This window comes from Mesorhizobium atlanticum (genome assembly GCF_003289965.1).
Taxonomy (GTDB): Bacteria; Pseudomonadota; Alphaproteobacteria; order Rhizobiales; family Rhizobiaceae; genus Mesorhizobium; species Mesorhizobium atlanticum.
The window spans coordinates 253,125-269,787 of record NZ_QMBQ01000009.1 but is presented as its reverse complement, the minus strand read 5'-3'; the positions used below and the strand labels follow the sequence as shown (position 1 = coordinate 269,787).

General features: G+C 58.0%; 15 protein-coding genes and 3 pseudogenes. 15 read left to right on the top strand and 3 right to left on the bottom strand.

From position 1 onward, the window contains the following. Positions 1–117: 117 nt before the first annotated feature. A pseudogene (locus DPM35_RS27180) lies at positions 118–303 on the top strand (IS66 family transposase); the annotation flags it as partial. A gap of 5 nt (positions 304–308) precedes the next feature. Here the strand turns inward: DPM35_RS27180 and DPM35_RS27175 are convergent. Then, positions 309–935: pseudogene (locus DPM35_RS27175) on the bottom strand (IS66 family transposase); the annotation flags it as partial. 357 nt (positions 936–1,292) lie between these two features. Further along, positions 1,293–2,570 (bottom strand): ATP-grasp domain-containing protein, encoded by a 1,278-nt coding sequence (locus DPM35_RS27170; protein WP_112130248.1) that lies wholly within the window; start codon positions 2,568–2,570, stop codon positions 1,293–1,295. A 321-nt stretch (positions 2,571–2,891) separates the two neighbouring features. Here DPM35_RS27170 and DPM35_RS27165 point away from each other — a divergent pair. From DPM35_RS27165 to DPM35_RS27110, 12 genes and pseudogenes are all read left to right on the top strand, one after another. Then, positions 2,892–3,005: pseudogene (locus tag DPM35_RS27165) on the top strand (IS630 family transposase); the annotation flags it as partial. A 324-nt stretch (positions 3,006–3,329) separates the two neighbouring features. Next, on the top strand, positions 3,330–4,583 hold the full coding sequence (locus DPM35_RS27160; RefSeq protein WP_112130247.1) for a methylaspartate ammonia-lyase: 1,254 nt from the start codon (positions 3,330–3,332) through the stop codon (positions 4,581–4,583). Positions 4,584–4,598: 15 nt separating this feature from the next. Next, positions 4,599–5,750 (top strand): CaiB/BaiF CoA transferase family protein, encoded by a 1,152-nt coding sequence (locus tag DPM35_RS27155; protein WP_112130246.1) that lies wholly within the window; start codon positions 4,599–4,601, stop codon positions 5,748–5,750. 131 nt (positions 5,751–5,881) lie between these two features. After that, entirely contained in the window at positions 5,882–6,802 is a 921-nt protein-coding gene (locus DPM35_RS27150; RefSeq protein ID WP_245431660.1) for an HpcH/HpaI aldolase/citrate lyase family protein, read from the top strand. A 112-nt stretch (positions 6,803–6,914) separates the two neighbouring features. Beyond that, entirely contained in the window at positions 6,915–7,841 is a 927-nt protein-coding gene (locus DPM35_RS27145; protein WP_112130245.1) for a LysR family transcriptional regulator, read from the top strand. Positions 7,842–8,042: 201 nt separating this feature from the next. Then, positions 8,043–9,476, top strand: a complete 1,434-nt coding sequence (locus DPM35_RS27140) for an NAD-dependent succinate-semialdehyde dehydrogenase (protein WP_112130244.1) — start codon at positions 8,043–8,045, stop codon at positions 9,474–9,476. 6 nt (positions 9,477–9,482) lie between these two features. Further along, the gene (locus tag DPM35_RS27135; protein WP_112130243.1) at positions 9,483–11,027 is read left to right on the top strand and encodes a fumarate hydratase; all 1,545 of its coding nucleotides are present in this window, start codon (positions 9,483–9,485) and stop codon (positions 11,025–11,027) included. 487 nt (positions 11,028–11,514) lie between these two features. Then, the gene (locus DPM35_RS27130; RefSeq protein ID WP_112130242.1) at positions 11,515–12,012 is read left to right on the top strand and encodes an Lrp/AsnC family transcriptional regulator; all 498 of its coding nucleotides are present in this window, start codon (positions 11,515–11,517) and stop codon (positions 12,010–12,012) included. Between the two features lie 195 nt (positions 12,013–12,207). Then, on the top strand, positions 12,208–12,513 hold the full coding sequence (locus DPM35_RS27125; RefSeq protein WP_112130278.1) for a DUF2604 domain-containing protein: 306 nt from the start codon (positions 12,208–12,210) through the stop codon (positions 12,511–12,513). Further along, entirely contained in the window at positions 12,510–13,133 is a 624-nt protein-coding gene (locus tag DPM35_RS32970) for a putative metal-binding protein (protein WP_112130241.1), read from the top strand. Before DPM35_RS27125 ends, DPM35_RS32970 begins: the two co-directional genes overlap by 4 nt. 53 nt (positions 13,134–13,186) lie before the next feature. Further along, positions 13,187–13,618 (top strand): Mov34/MPN/PAD-1 family protein, encoded by a 432-nt coding sequence (locus DPM35_RS27115; RefSeq protein ID WP_245431659.1) that lies wholly within the window; start codon positions 13,187–13,189, stop codon positions 13,616–13,618. Between the two features lie 5 nt (positions 13,619–13,623). After that, positions 13,624–15,159 carry an E2 ligase fold family C protein gene (locus DPM35_RS27110; RefSeq protein WP_112130240.1) on the top strand — a complete coding sequence of 512 codons (1,536 nt, stop codon included), beginning with the start codon at positions 13,624–13,626 and terminating at the stop codon, positions 15,157–15,159. A 26-nt stretch (positions 15,160–15,185) separates the two neighbouring features. Here the strand turns inward: DPM35_RS27110 and DPM35_RS32575 are convergent, their stop codons facing one another. Continuing rightward, positions 15,186–15,521 carry a hypothetical protein gene (locus tag DPM35_RS32575; protein WP_181592157.1) on the bottom strand — a complete coding sequence of 112 codons (336 nt, stop codon included), beginning with the start codon at positions 15,519–15,521 and terminating at the stop codon, positions 15,186–15,188. Here DPM35_RS32575 and DPM35_RS27100 point away from each other — a divergent pair. Next, positions 15,511–16,032, top strand: a complete 522-nt coding sequence (locus DPM35_RS27100) for a helix-turn-helix transcriptional regulator (RefSeq protein WP_112130276.1) — start codon at positions 15,511–15,513, stop codon at positions 16,030–16,032. The genes DPM35_RS32575 and DPM35_RS27100 overlap by 11 nt on opposite strands. 288 nt (positions 16,033–16,320) lie before the next feature. Beyond that, on the top strand, positions 16,321–16,536 hold the full coding sequence (locus DPM35_RS32240) for a hypothetical protein (protein WP_146767995.1): 216 nt from the start codon (positions 16,321–16,323) through the stop codon (positions 16,534–16,536). Positions 16,537–16,663 lie beyond the last annotated feature (127 nt).

Here is a 16,663-nt window from a genome sequence, read left to right as displayed (position 1 = left end):
GAACAATCACCGCGGGGACAAAACCCTCGGTTCGCCCCGCCAGCTCAAATTGCCACGCTCGTGCAAGCCGGCGCCATTCGTAGAGGTGCGAGCGCGAAATGTCATGGCGCTGAGCCGTCGCCGGTGAGAGAGCCGATCGACTACATGCTGACGCGCTGGGCCGACTTTGCCCGCTATGCAGACGAAGGCAGGATCTGCATGACGAACAATGCCGCGGAAAGAGCATTGCGCGGTGTAGCTTGCGGAAGAAAAGCTTGGCTCTTCGCCGGTTCCGACCGTGGCGCGGACCGCGCGGCCGCCATGCTTACCGAGCGCGAGAGGCTTGCCCGCTCGGTGCGCAGCCATTCCTCCATTTTCACTGAGCAACGGCTTGCTCTTTTCCCGTCGGACTGCGAGCCGCTCGGCCGCGCTCAAGCCATTAATGTCGCGCTCAATGGCGAACGGGCGTCGAGGCGTTTCACGGCCTCCAGGGCAATCGGCGAGATCGGCTTGGCGCCTTTGCCGCGCCGGGCATTGCGAGCCACATCGGCCAGTTGGAAGGACTTCCGGCGCGCATGGGCGAAGCAGAAGCCGGGCGTCGCCGGCATCTGCTTCTTCGTCCGGTCGAACAGCGGATTGAAGCCATTGTAGCAATCAGCCTGAAGGATGCCGCTGAAGTCGGCCAGATGCCTTTGCGGGTGCTCGCCGCGTCGATCGCTGGAGGCGTAGAAGACCGCCGCCGGCGGCGCCGGCCCGGCGAACGGCTGATCGTCGCGCACGTAAACCCATATGCGTCCGGTCGTGCATTGCCCTTTGGCCAGGATCGGGATCGTCGTATCGTCGCCGTGAAGCCGCTCGGCCTCAAACACATGCGCCTCGATCAGGTCGAAGGTCCGCTTGAGCGCGAAGGTGACGTGCCCGACCTGATCGGCCAGCGTCTGGGGCGACAGATCGATGTCCTTGCCCGCATCGCAGACTTGCCGGCCGCCCTTCTCCATGAACTGCTGCCGTGGGAATGGAAGGGCCGCCGGCGAGCAGAAAACTCCCCTCATCAGCAGGCCGCCTGAACCCGCTCCCCTTTCATCGTAGCTCAGTTCAACATCGCGCGCGCGTCTCTCGCCCGCGTGCCTGCCCGATGCTTACAATTGCGCCAGCAGTGGTTCGCTCAGTCTGGAGTGATGTGGCCGCCATCGAAGCATGTTCGGCCACCGACCTTTCCGGCCTATTGAGCTTGCAGCCTGATTCACTGCGCGCCGGAGATTATCGACCTATGTTTGTCTCCTGCCCTCCACCGCTCCAATGTCCAGTAAAGATCACCTCGCATGTGGCGCTGTCTGCGCGGTGCAGGGCGCAGATTGTTCCTCTTCGCCACGGATCGAAAATGGCGTGATCGACCAACCGATTACGTCGACGGCATGCTGAAGTATCCCCTTAGTCTGAACAACGTTGGGGGAAGCTGCCACAACATGACCGATCCAGTCGCGGTAATCGCCCTGCCTGACGATCGACGCCTTTGGTTCAACATATAATTTAACTTCGGCGACACCTGGCACGGCAGCCGCACGATCGCCGCCATTGATCCAATCGAGGGTGCCATCGCGATCGGCAACCAGGATCCGCGCTGCCGCGCTCATCGAATGCTTTCTGCGCAAATCCCATTCCTCGCCGATAACGCCCTTGATGTGCTCGGTGATCAGATCGACACCGTAAGCCGCCTGAAACAGTTGAGGATCGGGCACGCCACCAAGGCGGGGATTGACTTCGATGACTACTGGGCTACGCTTGGTCCACCGAAGTTCGATGCTCGTTGGCCCCCAGCCAAGACCGAGGGCTCGCAAACAGCTCAGCGATACATTGGTGATACGCTCCTGCTCGTCATCAGTCACGAGGGCCGGAAAAGTGAACTCACGATAAACGAAATGCGGTGGGGGACCGAAGTCAGCGGTGCCAATCCCAATGACCTCATTTCCCATAATATAGGCGCCATAGTGGGGGCCCTGTGCGAATTCTTCGACCAGTATCCTCGGCGACGACGGACAAATGTGCCGCTCACCCAAAAGGTAGTTTGTATGTTCCGCCAACTCATCGACACTGCGGCACAATCGAACACCCAAGCTGCCGTAACCTACGGCTGGCTTAAGAATGACCGGCAGCCCGATCTCCGCAGCAGAGTTTCTTACGTCCTCCGCATTCGCTGCCAATCGATAGGCAGGTATTGGAACGCCAGCTTTCGCGAGGAGTTGACGTTGTGTGAACTTGTCACAGCATTGTTCAATGGATGTGGGATTCGGTCCTGGTAGGTCGAAATACTTGCAGAGCTTGCCAACCGTCGCGTAAAACGATTCCCTTGGGCTCGTAATGCCAGCAATGTCATACGTCAAACGTAGCCGGGAACATTCGCGGATTAACGCATCGAGATTGTTTGTCTCGGCCCGGATTGCCTCAATACCTTCCGCTGCAAGGTAGTCGTAATCGGCTGGATCAATCGACAGAGTAATAGGATGAAGGAGAAGACGCTTGGCCGCTTGGATGAAGCGCCGCATATTAGAGGCGCCCGCGCCTTCAATTAGGATGAGTGCTCTTCGCGCCATTCGCTGTTGACTCCCACGTTGCATGCTGAGCATCGCTCCCTGCACAGTCCGGCACAGCTTTCTTGGCCGGGCCGGACCTCAGACTTTGCGGAACATACCATTGTCGATTGGCCGCGTTCACAAAGGTTTTGTAAAATTATTTGAAGTACTGTTAAAGTTAGATTGTTTTTCCGGACTGTGGGTGCGCTCGCGATACCGCCGTGCTACACCTGTATGGCAGTACCTCATGCCAAGCCGTTGTTTGCTCGTGGGCGCAAGTCCCATCCGGCCAAAGCCGTCGCGGGCAAGCGGGGACCGAGTCCTACGGCGCTGCCGCAAGCAAAGGCCGAGAGAACCATCAAGGCTTTGTGAGACGCAGTCGGCACGGCCGTCGACCTCTTCACCCCAGTCGAATGTGCCAACTACTTCAAAGCCGCAGGATATGAACCGGATTAAACGAGCCGTGATCTAGCCGGATATGACCTTTCACCTTATTGATGGAATGTGGCCTACCGTAGCGGGTTACGGCGTCAGCGAGACACTTTGGGTGTACGAAGGAAGTTGCGAGGTATCAACTTTTGCAACGCCAGCTCTTCGTCAAGCCGTGGACTTCGCGCCGCCCGTTCCCCTGCAGCGTGGCAAGGTACCAGCCATCTGAAAATGCGATGATACCATCCGGAACATTATATTGGTGAACGCAACACAAAGTGCACATACTAGGCTGGAGGCGGCCCCCTACGCAGCCCATCAACGCTATCCGACAACAATCGAGCGAAGCAATTGCAGATCAAAGATGTCGTGCTCGCGCCTGGCAACGGCGCATTTTTCTACGACGACCAGGAAGCCATCAGGTCCGGTGCGACCCAGGACGGCTTCATCTATGTTGGTGCAACGAGAACGCCTGGGTTTAAGTCCATTCGTATTCCGGCATCTTCGCTCAGCATCGGGCTCGTCCTGACCGATGAGACCGTTGTTTGGGGCGACATGATGAACGTCCAGTACTCTGGTGCCGGTGGACGCGATCCTCTCTTTGACACCAATCAAATCTCTGATTTTACGTCACGGGTGATCGCGCCACGGCTTTTTGATGTCGATGCATCTCGTTATCTTGAGGCCTGCGAAAAGGTTTTCGAGCCATTCGAAGAAGAGCGGCTACCCCTCGCACTTGAGTACGGCGTCAGTCAGGCGCTGCTTCGCGCAGGCGCCCACCTTCATTGTACGACGATGGCGGAGATCGTATGCAACGAATTTAACCTACCGTTGCCAACGCGGTCGGTCCCGATCTACTGCCAGAGCGGTGATGCTCGGGAAATTAACGTGGACAAAATGATCTTAAAGGCGGTGGATGTGCTTCCCCACGGCCTAATCAACTCACGACCGAAATTCGGCGTAGGCGGCCAGACATTCCTGGAGTTCGTGAAGTGGGTTGCGATGCGCACCCGCGAAATCGGCCACCCTGGGTATCATCCAGTCCTGCATTTCGATGTGTATGGTTGGATTGGCCGGGAAATCGGGCTGGAGCCGAAAAGAATAGCTGACTTTATCTGCAGGGTTGCTGAGAGCGTTCCGGGTTTCACGCTCAATGTGGAGTCGCCAGCGGACTTTGGTTCCACAAAAGCTCAAATTGAGAATTACGCCGAGATCGTATCGATTTTGGATCATCGTAGTTCTAGCGCACGCATTGTCGTGGATGAGAGATGCAATACGCTTGAGGAGATTCGGCTCTTTGCCGAAGCCAAGGCCGCGCATGTCGTTCAAATCAAGACGCCCGATGTCGGCTCAATCGCCGATACTGCACGCGCAGTTCTCGTCTGCAAGGCGAACAGGGTAGGGGCATATGTCGGGGGAAGCTGTACCGAGACCGACCTCTCAGCCCAGGCTTCGGTCCACGTAGCGGTAGCAACCCAGGCCGACATGATGCTTGCAAAGCCCGGAATGGGTGTCGACGAGGCATTCTCAATTGTTGGGAACGAACAGAACCGATTGCTCGCGGTGCTGAACCATCGTCGAGCTCAAACTGAAAACGTTCGATGAAAAGCACGATGTCTCATGCAGAAATCTCTTGAGGGGATCACTGTCGTAGCCGTGGAGCAGGCCGTGGCTGCGCCTTACGCATCGTCTCGCCTTGCGGACGCCGGCGCCCGGGTGATCAAGATCGAACGGCCGGAAGGGGACTTTGCTCGAAGTTATGACAAGTTGGTTCGAGGGCAGAGCGCTTACTTCGTCTGGCTCAATCGGGGTAAAGAGTCGGTGTGTCTAGACCTGAAGTTGGAGGCGGACCGCGAAATCCTCGACAACCTCATTGCCGATGCTGACGTCTTTATTCAAAATCTGAAGCCGGGCAGTATCGAAAAACTGGGCTTCGGGTCTGCTGATCTGCGCCGCCGTTTTCCGCGGCTGATCGCCTGCGACATCTCCGGTTTCGGGGACAAAGGGCCGTATTCCCATTTGAAGGCTTATGATCTCATCGTCCAGGCCGAAACGGGTCTATGCGCGATCACAGGCAATCAACAAGGGCCTGCCCGCGTCGGGGTCTCGGTCTGCGACATCTCGGCCGGCATGACAGCGCATAGCGCCATTCTTCAGGCCCTCTATCACCGCGAGGTCACCGGCGAAGGCGCCAGCATCCAGGTGTCATTGTTCGATGCCATCGCCGACTGGATGAATGTTCCGGTTCTGCAAAGCGACTACAGCGGCTACCACACCGTACGCGCCGGTGTGAAACACCCGTCGCTGGCGCCATATGGCGCCTATCGTTGCGCCGACGGCAAAGAGGTCATCTTTTCGGTTCAGAACGACCGCGAATGGGTAAACTTCTGCGAGAAATTCCTGAAGCAGCCGGAGCTTACACGCGCACCTGGTTTTGCCAATAACATGGAGCGCCTCAGTCATCGAGCTCAGCTCGATGAGGTCATTGAGAGGCGCTTATGTGAACTCTCCTGCCATGAAGCGATGCTGGAGCTCGAGGCCGCCGGCTTGGCATATGGCCGACTAAACGAAGTGGTGGATGTTTCAAAACATCCACACGTTCGCAGGGTTGAGGTTGGAACACCCGAAGGTACCGTCGAGACAATAGCGCCGGCGGCGATTTTCAACTCCGAACACCCTTCACTGCGCCCCGTTCCGGCTCTTGGTGCTCACACCGAGATTGTTCGCAAGGAAATCCTGGGGCGTTTGCGAGCCCGAGCCACGTCTGCGTGAGCATGAGCGTTGTCGGTAAGGTTGGTGCACTCACGATCTTCACGAATCGCGCATATTTCGGTCACCTAGTCGCATAGGCCACCAGCAAGCTCACTGCCGCCATCTGGCTCCAATCCAACTGCAGAGTCCCTATGATCAAGGACGCCGTTCCGGCCATTGAAAGCGCGACGTCTATACCCCGCTGGAGATCCCTGCTCTTCGTTCCCGCTCACATTCCGCGGTTTGTGGAAACGGCTCATGAGCGCGGTGCAGATGGCATCATTCTCGACTTGGAGGATTCCGTTCCCCAGGATCAAAAGGGAGAGGCACGGCGGCAGCTTTCCGATTCCGTGACAAAGGTGGGCCGGAAGGGCGCATCTGTTTTGGTGCGCGTAAATCGTGGTTTGCGCGCCTTGGCCGCCGATCTCGATGCCGCCGTGGTCGCAGGCGTTGACGCACTTGTTCTTCCGAAGACGGATTCGGGAGAGTGGGTATTGGAGATCGCGCATGCGGTTTCGGAACTTGAACGAGAACGAAATCTCCCTCAGGGGCGCATCCGGTTCCTTGCCCAGATCGAGACGCCGGGCGCCTTGCAAAGGCTCGCGGGCATTGCGTCGGCCCATCCCAGGATGGTGGCAATGGCGCTTGGCCCTGAAGACTTCAGTGCCGCTGTCGGCGGCACTCCGGAATTTGACCTTCTGTTGGCTCCGAACCTTGCAGTTCTTTTTGCTGCTCGTGCGGCCGGGTTGCTCCCGCTGGGCTTCGTAGGAAGCATCAGCGAGTTCTCGGACACTCATAACCTTCGCCAAGCCGCGGAGAATGCGCGGCGGCTTGGCTTTGCCGGAGCCTTGGCGATCCATCCGACACAGGTGGCCATATTCAATGAGGCTTTCTCGCCAAGCGCAGAGGACGTCGAGTGGGCCCGCGCTGTTGTTGCAGCGGAGAACGATGCCGCCGCCCGCGGACTGTCTGCATTCTCCTTGAATGGTCGGATGGTTGATCCGCCAGTGGTGCGGCGCGCATACGAAATCCTGACCCTCGCCGGTAGTAACCAACCTGCCTCCGCTCAGTAGTCTGACAGGGGCCCTTTCTCGGCTGTGCGCCTGCATGTTTCCCTTGCGGCCCATCTCGTTTCGAGATAAAGGCAAGGGACTGGGGGAAGTTGCCCTTCAGTTGGGTTAAGCCGTGGATATCAGGCAGTTAAAATACTTTGTCGGCGTGGTGGAAGCCGGCAGTTTCACGAAGGCCGCTTCGCTCCTGCATGTCGCTCAAAGCGCCCTTAGCCTCCATGTGCGTCAACTGGAGGAAGGGTTCGGCACTCAGCTACTGGTGCGTGACAGGACCGGCATCAGTGTGACGGCCTCCGGAAACAAACTGCTTGAGCGGGCGCGCACGATCCTCAAGGAAATTCGTCTGACCGAAATGGAACTGACCAACACGGTGGCTTCTCCTTCCGGAGAGGTGACCATTGGCATTCCGTCCGGGGCCGCGCGTGTCCTAAGCGGTCCGCTGCTTGAATCGGCAAGAGACGAGCTGCCGAGGATCTCCCTCAAGATGATCGAGGGCATGACTGGACCGCTGGAAGAATGGATGGCTGCGGGCCGCTTCAATCTGGCTATCCTCTACCGGACTGCCGAAAGCACAGGGCGGATGACGGTGCTGGCACGCGAGGAATTTTACCTGGTCGTGCCGCCGGGTGAACCGCCTTTCGAAGACGAGGTACCGCTCGCCGACCTGCATTCGTTCCCACTGGCGGTTCCCATGCGCAACAACAATGCCAGGCGTTCGGTGGCTGATGTCGTTGCACAGCACGGTCGTGTGCTTGACGTCAGATTCGAAGTCGACTCTCTTTCTACGATCATTGATATGGTCATGGAAGGAAAAGCGTATTCTATCCTTGCCCCGTCGGCTATTCAGAGGGAAGCCTCTCAGGGACGGGTCCGGACAGTCAAAATCATTGATCCAGTGATTACCCGCTCCGTTGTGCTCGCCGTCAACCCCAAAGATGAGCAATCTCCCGCTGTCTCTGCTGTCCGCAAGCTGATCCCCAATGTCACCAGGACATTAATCGAGAGCGGGCAGTGGCCGGCCACTGCTCCGGAACGGGCTTAGGCATATCCGGCAAACCGAGTCCCAGTGCTATCCCGCTTCCACGGCGGGTCCGAGCCGGCCATCAATCTGGATTCGAGATGGTTTTAGGCGACATTCCATATTTGACCCGGCGCGACCATCGCGATGAGACTGCAGAGAAGTGAGCTGCGGGTCGGGATCGGCCGGTCTCGCATTGGCAGAAATACTCGAGCGGAGCATGGGATGTCCAACGCCAAGAGCTACCAGCTGTTCATCAATGGCAAATGGCGAGCCGGTGGCAGCGGGGCCACTCTGCCAGTCATTAATCCCGCGACGGAGATGGTATTTGCCTCGGTCGCTTCGGCGACGATACCGGATCTGGATGAGGCCCTCGCTTCGGCAGAGCGTAGCCGCAAAACCTGGTCCTTGCGGCCTGCTAAGGATCGTGGCGAGATTCTCGTAGCAGCCGCCAAAATTCTGGCAGCGAAAGTTGCAGTAGCGGCTAGGGACCTGTCAGCCGAACAGGGAAAGACGATTGCCGAAGCGACAGGTGAGTACGCGCGCGCTGTCGAAACTCTGGAGTGGAACGGAACGCACGCCGAAGAGTTGTCGGCCCCGAGCCCGATGGGCCCGAACCGGATGATCGTCCCCGAGGCACTTGGCGTCGTAGCTGCCTTTACGCCGTGGAACTATCCCGCCGTTCTAATCGCCCGCAAGCTCGCTCCCGCCTTGGCGGCAGGCTGCCCAGTGATCCTCAAAGGGGCTGAAGAGACACCAAGTGCGGCTGTCCATTTCGTTGAGGCCTTGCAAGAAGCGGGTATTCCGGACGGCGTGGTTAATCTCGTCTTTGGCGTGCCGGTGCAAATATCCCGCCATCTCCTCAGCTCGCCGATCGTGAAGGTACTAACGTTCACGGGCTCTACCGAGGTTGGAAAACAGCTTGCCAAGCTCGCCGCCAGTAACTTGCAGCGATGCATCCTCGAGCTCGGCGGGCACTCCCCGGTCGTCGTCTGCGGGGATGCCGACCTGGCGACGGCCATACCGGCAATTTCGGATTATAAGTTCGAGTGCGCTGGCCAGAGCTGCAATGCGCCCAGCAGGATCCTCGTCGCGCGGCCTCTTTATGGGCAATTCCTGTCCCGCATGGCCGAAGCCGCCCGCACGATCAGGATCGGTCCGCCGGACGACCCCGCGACGGAGATGGGTCCAATGGCAAATGCCCGGCGAATAGAGGCCATGGAGCGCCTGGTCCAAGATGCGGTCGAGCGCGGCGCCACCGTCGAAACCGGTGGCACCCGCCTGGACCAACCGGGTTTTTACTGGCCTCCAACCATCCTGACGGGCGTGCCAAAGGATGCCAGAGTGCTTCATGACGAGCCGTTCGGACCGATCCTCACTGTGGCGCCGTTCGACACGATCGAGGAAGCAATCGAAGAAGCCAACGCCACTGACTATGGTTTGGCCGCCTACTTCTTCACCGGTGCTGACGATACCAAACGGGCGCTGATCGGCGGTCTTTCGGCCGGCGCTCTTAGTGTAAATTATCTCAAAGGGGTTTCCGCGGATGCGCCGTATGGAGGCGTTAAGCAGAGCGGGTATGGATATGAAGGAGGCGAGCAGGGGGTGCGTAGCTTCCAAAGCCTGAAACTGGTCAACGGGTTCGGTTCATTCGGATGAGATTTCGTGAATAGGACAAGATCGACCATTGCCGGGGAGGATATCACAAAGAGCGTCGCAGACGCCCTTCAGTACATTTCGTATTACCATCCCACGGACTACATCCGGTACCTTTCACAGGCATATGCACGCGAGCAAAGCCCGGCGGCAAAGAACGCCATCGGGCAGATCCTGCTCAACTCTCGCATGGCGGCCTTCGGACGGCGCCCGATCTGCCAGGACACCGGCCTCGTAGTTGTCTTTGCCAAGGTGGGCATGGACGCTTGCATCAAATCAGCGGCCAGTTTCGCTGACATCGTGAATGAAGGCGTCCGCCGGGCATATCTTGACCCGGACAACCCGCTTAGGCCGTCGATCGTCGCCGATCCGCTCGCCGGGCGGATCAATACCCGCGACAATACGCCTGCGGTCATCCACGTCGACCTCGTGCCTGGCAACCGCATTGAGATCACCATCGCCGCAAAAGGCGGCGGATCCGAAAACAAGGCGCGCTTCGCCACTCTGAACCCCAGTGCATCCGTTGCCGACTGGGTAGTCGACACGGTGTCGACGCTGGGCAGCGGATGGTGCCCGCCCGGCCTGATCTCGGTGGGCGTCGGTGGCAGCGCTGAGAAGGCGATGCTGCTGGCCAAGGAGGCCATGAACGAACCGATCAATATGTCGGAATTGATCGCCAGGGGGCCGTCGAGCGAAGAGGAGGCGTTGCGGGTCGAGCTTTACGAGCGAATTAACGCGCTGGGCATCGGCGCTCAGGGCCTTGGTGGTCTCACCACGGTGGTCGACGTCAAGGTGGCGACTTATCCTACCCATGCGGCATCCAAGCCTGTTGCACTCATCCCTCAATGCGCCGCCAACCGACATCTAAAGTTTCTCCTGGACGGCTCTGGTCCCGCCAAGCTTGAGCCGCCCGACATTTCCGAATGGCCCCAGATCGGTAGTGAGGATTTGCGGACGGCCGATGTCCGTCGGGTCAATCTTGATGCGCTGACGAAAGAAGAGATGGCATCGTGGCGCTGCGGGGAAACCCTTCTTTTGTCCGGAAAGATGCTGACAGGCCGTGACGCCGCCCACCAACGAATGGTCGATCTCATTGATGCCGGCAAGCCGCTCCCGGTAAATCTGCGGGGACGCGTGATCTATTATGTCGGACCAGTCCGGGCGGTGAGGGATGAGGTTGTCGGGCCAGCTGGCCCAACAACCTCCAGCCGGATGGACGGTTTCACTGAAAAGATCCTCGCGGAAACCGGGCTATATGCAATGGTCGGCAAAGCCGAGAGGGGGCCAGCGGCCATCGCATCGATCATGAAGCACAAAACGCCCTATCTCGTCGCAGTTGGCGGGGCTGCGTATTTGATTTCAAAATCGATCAAGGCGGCACGGATCATCGCCTTTGAAGATTTGGGTATGGAAGCCATCTACGAATTCGAGGTGCAGGACATGCCGGTCATCATGGCTGTCGACCTCGAGGGGAACTCTATTCATAGTTCAGGACCTCTGGAATGGCGCAAGCGCATGGCCGCCGACGACATCGCCCGCAGCATCGGCGTTTGAGCCTGCCACTCGCGAAATTTGCCCGGGCCGCCGCTCTAGGACTTTGAACCGCAACGGTGAAATTGCTTAGCGTCAGCCCTCGGCATCAGATCAGAAACGCAATGAAGGTGCAACGTCATGGTATGGCCGAATGTAAACACTGCATCGGCCTCACGGCCGTCCGATCCATACTCAGCGTTGTCGAGGGCGCCCCGCTGAAATCAGATGAAAAAACCGCTGCACCAACAATGCGATGTTCAGCGGGAGGAAAGTCGCTGCCGACAGGCTGTCACCCGCTCCAATACATCATCGCATGGATATCGGAGGCAGTTGATACCTGGCCTGCTTGCCTTCTGGTCAAACGTGGCGCCGCAGATGAGGTTCGCAACGTCACGCACCCGATTTTCGGGCCGAAGGCGGATATGCCCATCATTGGCCCGCTCCGACTGAGGATTGAATCGCTGGGTGCCGACTGCCCTTTCGGCCACCGCTTAAGAGCAAAATGATTATGAAGTCGACACCCGATGCTGCGCATCTCGACGCTTGGGATATCCGGATCCTCTCAGAAATCCAGTCAGATGGTCGGATTTCGAAAAGCGAGCTTGCAAAGCGTGTCCATCTTTCGGCTTCAGCCTGTTCGGAACGGCTCCGTGTCCTACAAGCCACGGGGGTCATTGAGGGATTCTATGCGCGGCTTAGTCCAGCCCTCATCGGGGGCATCGTCTCTATAATGGTGGAGGTGGTTTTGGATCGCCACCGCCTTGAGGATCAACGACACTTCGAGGCTGCCGTCAAAGAGATCCCTGAAATCCTGGACTGCTGGGCTATCGGTGGACGCATCGACTATCTAATGCGGGTTTCGTCTCCTTCAATGGCTGCGTATCAGGAATTCATGGAGGGACTCCTGCAGGCAGGATTGGGGATCGATCAGTATTACAGCCTTGTCGTGACGAAACCTGTGAAGGCCAATTCACCGATTCCGTTGTCCTCGCTTAAGCGCCGATGATGTCTGGAGCGCTTAATTCCCGGTTCTAGCGACAAATTCCGCGAATTCACCGGGCAAATACGCACATTTCCGCGGAATTCGAGAGGCGCTTGCGCCTATAACGTGCCCGCTCGACCGAGGTTCTGCGCCGATTTTCGGCCGGAGAGCAACGAGGCGTATGGTAAATTCGATTGTGCGATCATACAGGCGGGGAAGATGAAACAACCTACTGAGACTTCCAAAAAGGCTGCAGGTCAGGCTACAGGATCTAAAAACGAGGTCACTTTCATCATCGTCGTGAATGGAGATCCCGTTTCTGTTGTTGCCAACCTGAATGCACCTCTTCACACGGTGATCGGGAAGGCCCTGGCGGAGTCCGGCAATGTTGGACAGCCGCAGGAGAACTGGGAGCTGAAGGACGCTGCTGGCAACGTTCTCGATGCGAGCAAGAAGATCGAGGGTCTTGGATTTGCCGCCGGCACCAAGCTTTTCTTGAGCCTGAAGGCCGGTGCTGCGGGTTGATCCGGGGTCAGTTCGTTGATGAGGCGGTCTCCCGGCGCAAATTCGAGCGCGAGGTTGCACGCTACCGGGAGCTCGAAGGCGAATACCGTCGGCGGGGCTGGTTTCTCATTGAGGCGGCATTCCCAACTGTCCTGGTGATCTTCGCCAGTCCTAAGTTGGCTCCAAAGACGATTGTCTGCGCCGTTCGCCTCGATTTCACAAACTACGACCTCGTCCCGCCATCGGTTACGTTTGTCGATCCGTTTACGGGCATCCCGCTGCCGATGAAGAGTCTTGGTTTCAACATGCGTCGGCTCGATGGCGTGGCGAATGCTACGCCACAAACAATCACTGCGATGGGGCAACAAGGGCGTTTGGTGTTCCAGGAGCTGATTCAGGCGCACAGCCCGGAGGAGGTTCCCTTCCTGTGCTTGCCTGGCGTTCGGGAGTATCACGATCATCCAGCCCACACAGGTGATTCATGGCTATTGCACCGCCGTTCTGGCGAAGGTTCTTTGCACTTTATTCTCGAGCAAATTTGGGCGAGCGGCATCAATCCGATCAGGAACATCAACTATCACGTACAGTACCAGCTCCAGTTCCAGGGGTTCCTGGTGGATGGGGCGGCACTGCCTCGATAGCCAGGCTGGCGGGGGTTGAACGGTTCCGGGTTCCCCGCCAAGCCATTGCGGACGTGCACGAGCATTTGGCGGCTGTGGGACAATCGGGCTACGAGGGGCTTGGTCTCTGGGTCGGGAAAGCGACGGGCGAAACGGCGACAGTCGAGCGAGCATTGATTCCGCAACAGCATCTCATTCGAAGTGCGTCCGGCGTCGGTGTACATATGGGGGGCGACGAGCTGCATCGCCTGAACGTGTGGCTGTTCGAGCACGATCTGCGGATACTGGCCCAGATCCACAGCCATCCAACGGACGCCTACCATTCCCAAACGGATGACGAGAATGCAGTAGCGACGGCTATCGGCAGCCTCTCGCTTGTCGTTCCCGATTTTGCGAGGCGGCCATTCGACCTGTCGTCAACGGCTGTCTATCGGCTCAATGCGGCCGGTAGCTGGCTTGAGGTGCCACCACAGAACGCTTGCCGTCTGATTGAGATCGTGGACTGAGCAAAATGGCACTTGCGAGTTACTTTGGCCGCACCGCCACGGCCGCTTCCCAGGTTCTTCAAAGGTTCGACGCTCGTGCGTTCGAGCGGCTGCTCAACGGGCTGGTGGTGGGAATCGCTTTCGATGGGCAAGCTTGCTCGACGGAGGGCAGGGCGTCGTTAGACCTGTTGGTCCGGCTGCTCGCGCGACTCTATCCTTCGATTTGTTTCCTTCCCGAGGGAGAGGAGGCAGGAAGGCTTGCGAAGGCTCTCGCGAGGCTTGCGCGCTCGATAAACAGCCGGATCACCCTGGCCCGCCGAGGGGCCAGTATCTCCCATTGCGTGGTGGTTGGCTCCGCGATCCCCGAAATCTCCTGTCCGACTCTGTATCTGGGCTCGAACGGGTGGCTCGCCAAATTTTCGGTGTCGCAGCCAGTTGGTTCGGGAGATAGTCACAACCCGTTCGGAGCGGGGGCCGCGGCGTGCATCGCAGCCGCCAATTTGTTTCGTTTGGTCTTCATCGCGCAACTGAACGGCGCATCGATCGACGAGACGGTCGCCTTCTCGGTGTTCGACTATGCTCCCGGCTCGCAGGCGAACCCGGCGCTTTCGGGCGCCGTGGATTTGGATCGTCTTTTCCTGCTTGGCCTTGGGGCGATTGGCAACGGCGCGGTTTGGGGGCTCTCCCGGGTCCCGGGCCTGAGGGGAACGCTTGAGCTCGTCGATCCAGAAACGATCGATCAGGGCAACCTGCAGCGATACGTGCTGGCTCTTGAACGGGATGTCGGACGAAGCAAAGTGAAGCTCGCCCGCGGATATCTCAAAAACAACTCTGGCCTGTCGGTTGTCGGGCACGAGATGCGATGGCAGGCGCTCACCACAGGTGAAATGCAGCATGTGGCAGTTGCACTCGATTCAGCTGAGGACCGGATCGCTTTGCAGGGTGCGCTCCCCCGTTGGACGATGAACTCATGGACACAGCGCGGAGACCTTGGAGTTTCGCATCATGGTTTCGACGACGATATGGCGTGCCTTGCGTGTCTTTACCTGCCGAATGGAACCGTGCCCGACCAGGACGACGTGATTGCCGCCGCGCTAGGTCTTGAGGATCTTAAGCTCGAGGTGGTTCGCCCCATGCTACACAACGGAAGCCCCGTCGACCTGCCGCTCATGGCGGAAATTTCCAGCAGGCTGGCCATCCCGATAGAGCCTCTCCTTCCTTTTGTCGGCAAACCGCTGCGCGCTCTTTATCAGGAGGCCATCTGCGGCGGTGTTGTCTTCGAAGTCACTGGTGGTCGGAGCCCCGTGAAGGTGGAAGTGCCGATGGCTTTTCAGTCCGTGATGGCCGGAATCATGCTAGCCGGAGAAATCATCAAAAGGGCAGGGAGCAATGGGGGGAGCGCTTGGACCACGGCCAAGCTGAACCTGCTGCGAAAAATGCCGAGCGACGTGATCACTGAACGCCGGAAGAAGGACCCACAAGGGCGGTGCATTTGCCAGGATGCCGACTACCTCGCTGCGTACCGCGTCAAGTACGGTCCCGTCGTCGTGTCCAGCCGGTAGGGGCAATAGATCATTGAGAGTGGTTGTCACTTGACAACCGCTTCTTGAATCGCATATTGAGGGTTCAGATGGCGCGTAGGTCGCACCCAAAGAAGGAAATCGAGGCCGCACTCAAGCATGCCGAAGCGCAAGGATGGCGCATCGAACTGGGTGGCAGTCACGCTTGGGGCAAGATGTTTTGCCCATATAACGATGACCAGTGTCGTTGCGGCGAATTCTGCATCATCGGCATTTGGAGCACGCCGAAGAACGCTGGGAACGAAGCAAAGAAGCTGAAGCGCCTTGTCGATAACTGCACGACGCATAAGGCGAAAGCCATAGAGACGGCTATAAGCGAGGAGTGAGAACGTGATGGAATACACCTTCACCCTAAAGTACCGTCTCGCAGACGATGACCAGGACGCGGATGCCTTGGTGGAACGTCTCGGTGAGGTTGGATGCACCGATGCTGTTGTCGGCATTGGCATTGTCGGTCGACTGGCGCTTGAGTTCACCCGAGACGCGGGAAGCGCGCAGGAAGCAGTCCGCAGTGCGCTTGCAGATGTGAAAGCCGCTATCCCGACAGCAACCTTGATAGAAGCCACACCTGATCTTGTGGGGCTGACAGACGTGGCCGAAATGATGGGCGTTTCCCGCCAGTACCTTCGCAAGCTGATGATGGGCAACAATGATTTTCCAGCCCCAGTGCATGAAGGCAACGGCGCGCTATGGCATCTGAGCGATGTCTTGGGTTGGTTGAAAGGCCGAAAGGGCTATCAGCCGGAGCACACTCTGCTCGAAACGGCAAAGGCCACCCTTGAAGTCAACGTGGCAAAGGAGGCAAGACGCTTTGCGCCGACAGCCATGCGTGAGTTGGAGCGCTTGATTGCATAACGGAGCTGCCTGGCATCTTTCGTTTCGGGTGTCTTAAAAGGTTGTATTCCACCTCCGCCCTAGCCGCTATTGATCGAACAGGCAGAACCTAAAAACATCAGCACTATCAATACAGCGCTGTCGACATCCATCCGCTGCACCCTTCGGATTGTAAGATGTGTATTGTTCGCCCTCCGCGGGCAATATGCCTGGTGAACATGTCTTAATTTCAGACCCGCCGGCGATATGTACTTTCCAAACGGCCACATTGTCAGTAGTAAGCGCCGAAAATTACAAAGGAGCGATTCGATGGCTGAAATAGGAGATGTTTTCAAACCCGGCGACAAGGTTCCGAACTCTGGTATTTACAAAGTTCTTCATGACAAAAACCACGTTCAAGAGCACGAGGTGACTTGTGTCTTCGGTAAGCCGTTCCCGCCTTGCCGTGGCTGCTCTCACCCGCGTTTCAAGCTTCTTAGAGTGGCTCAGCACATCGACAACAACGAACACTTCAGGGGACAGTAAGAAAATCGTCGGCTGTTGAAAATACCAGTAATCGATAGTCGACAAGCCTTTTGGAGCTGATGTTCACATTTTCGGCTTGCCCCGCTTCGGTTAAGGCGAGATTGACACGCTACTGAGCTTCTTCGAA

Excerpts from the sequence above, each read along its gene's own strand:
- DPM35_RS27110 (WP_112130240.1), top strand. The coding sequence starts at position 13,624 with ATGGCACTTGCGAGTTACTTTGGCCGCACCGCCACGGCCGCTTCCCAG.
- DPM35_RS27130 (WP_112130242.1), top strand. The coding sequence starts at position 11,515 with ATGAAGTCGACACCCGATGCTGCGCATCTCGACGCTTGGGATATCCGG.
- DPM35_RS27100 (WP_112130276.1), top strand. The coding sequence starts at position 15,511 with ATGGAATACACCTTCACCCTAAAGTACCGTCTCGCAGACGATGACCAG.
- DPM35_RS27170 (WP_112130248.1), bottom strand. The coding sequence starts at position 2,570 with ATGGCGCGAAGAGCACTCATCCTAATTGAAGGCGCGGGCGCCTCTAAT.
- DPM35_RS27150 (WP_245431660.1), top strand. The coding sequence starts at position 5,882 with ATGATCAAGGACGCCGTTCCGGCCATTGAAAGCGCGACGTCTATACCC.
- DPM35_RS27125 (WP_112130278.1), top strand. The coding sequence starts at position 12,208 with ATGAAACAACCTACTGAGACTTCCAAAAAGGCTGCAGGTCAGGCTACA.
- DPM35_RS27140 (WP_112130244.1), top strand. The coding sequence starts at position 8,043 with ATGTCCAACGCCAAGAGCTACCAGCTGTTCATCAATGGCAAATGGCGA.
- DPM35_RS32240 (WP_146767995.1), top strand. The coding sequence starts at position 16,321 with ATGGCTGAAATAGGAGATGTTTTCAAACCCGGCGACAAGGTTCCGAAC.
- DPM35_RS27155 (WP_112130246.1), top strand. The coding sequence starts at position 4,599 with ATGCAGAAATCTCTTGAGGGGATCACTGTCGTAGCCGTGGAGCAGGCC.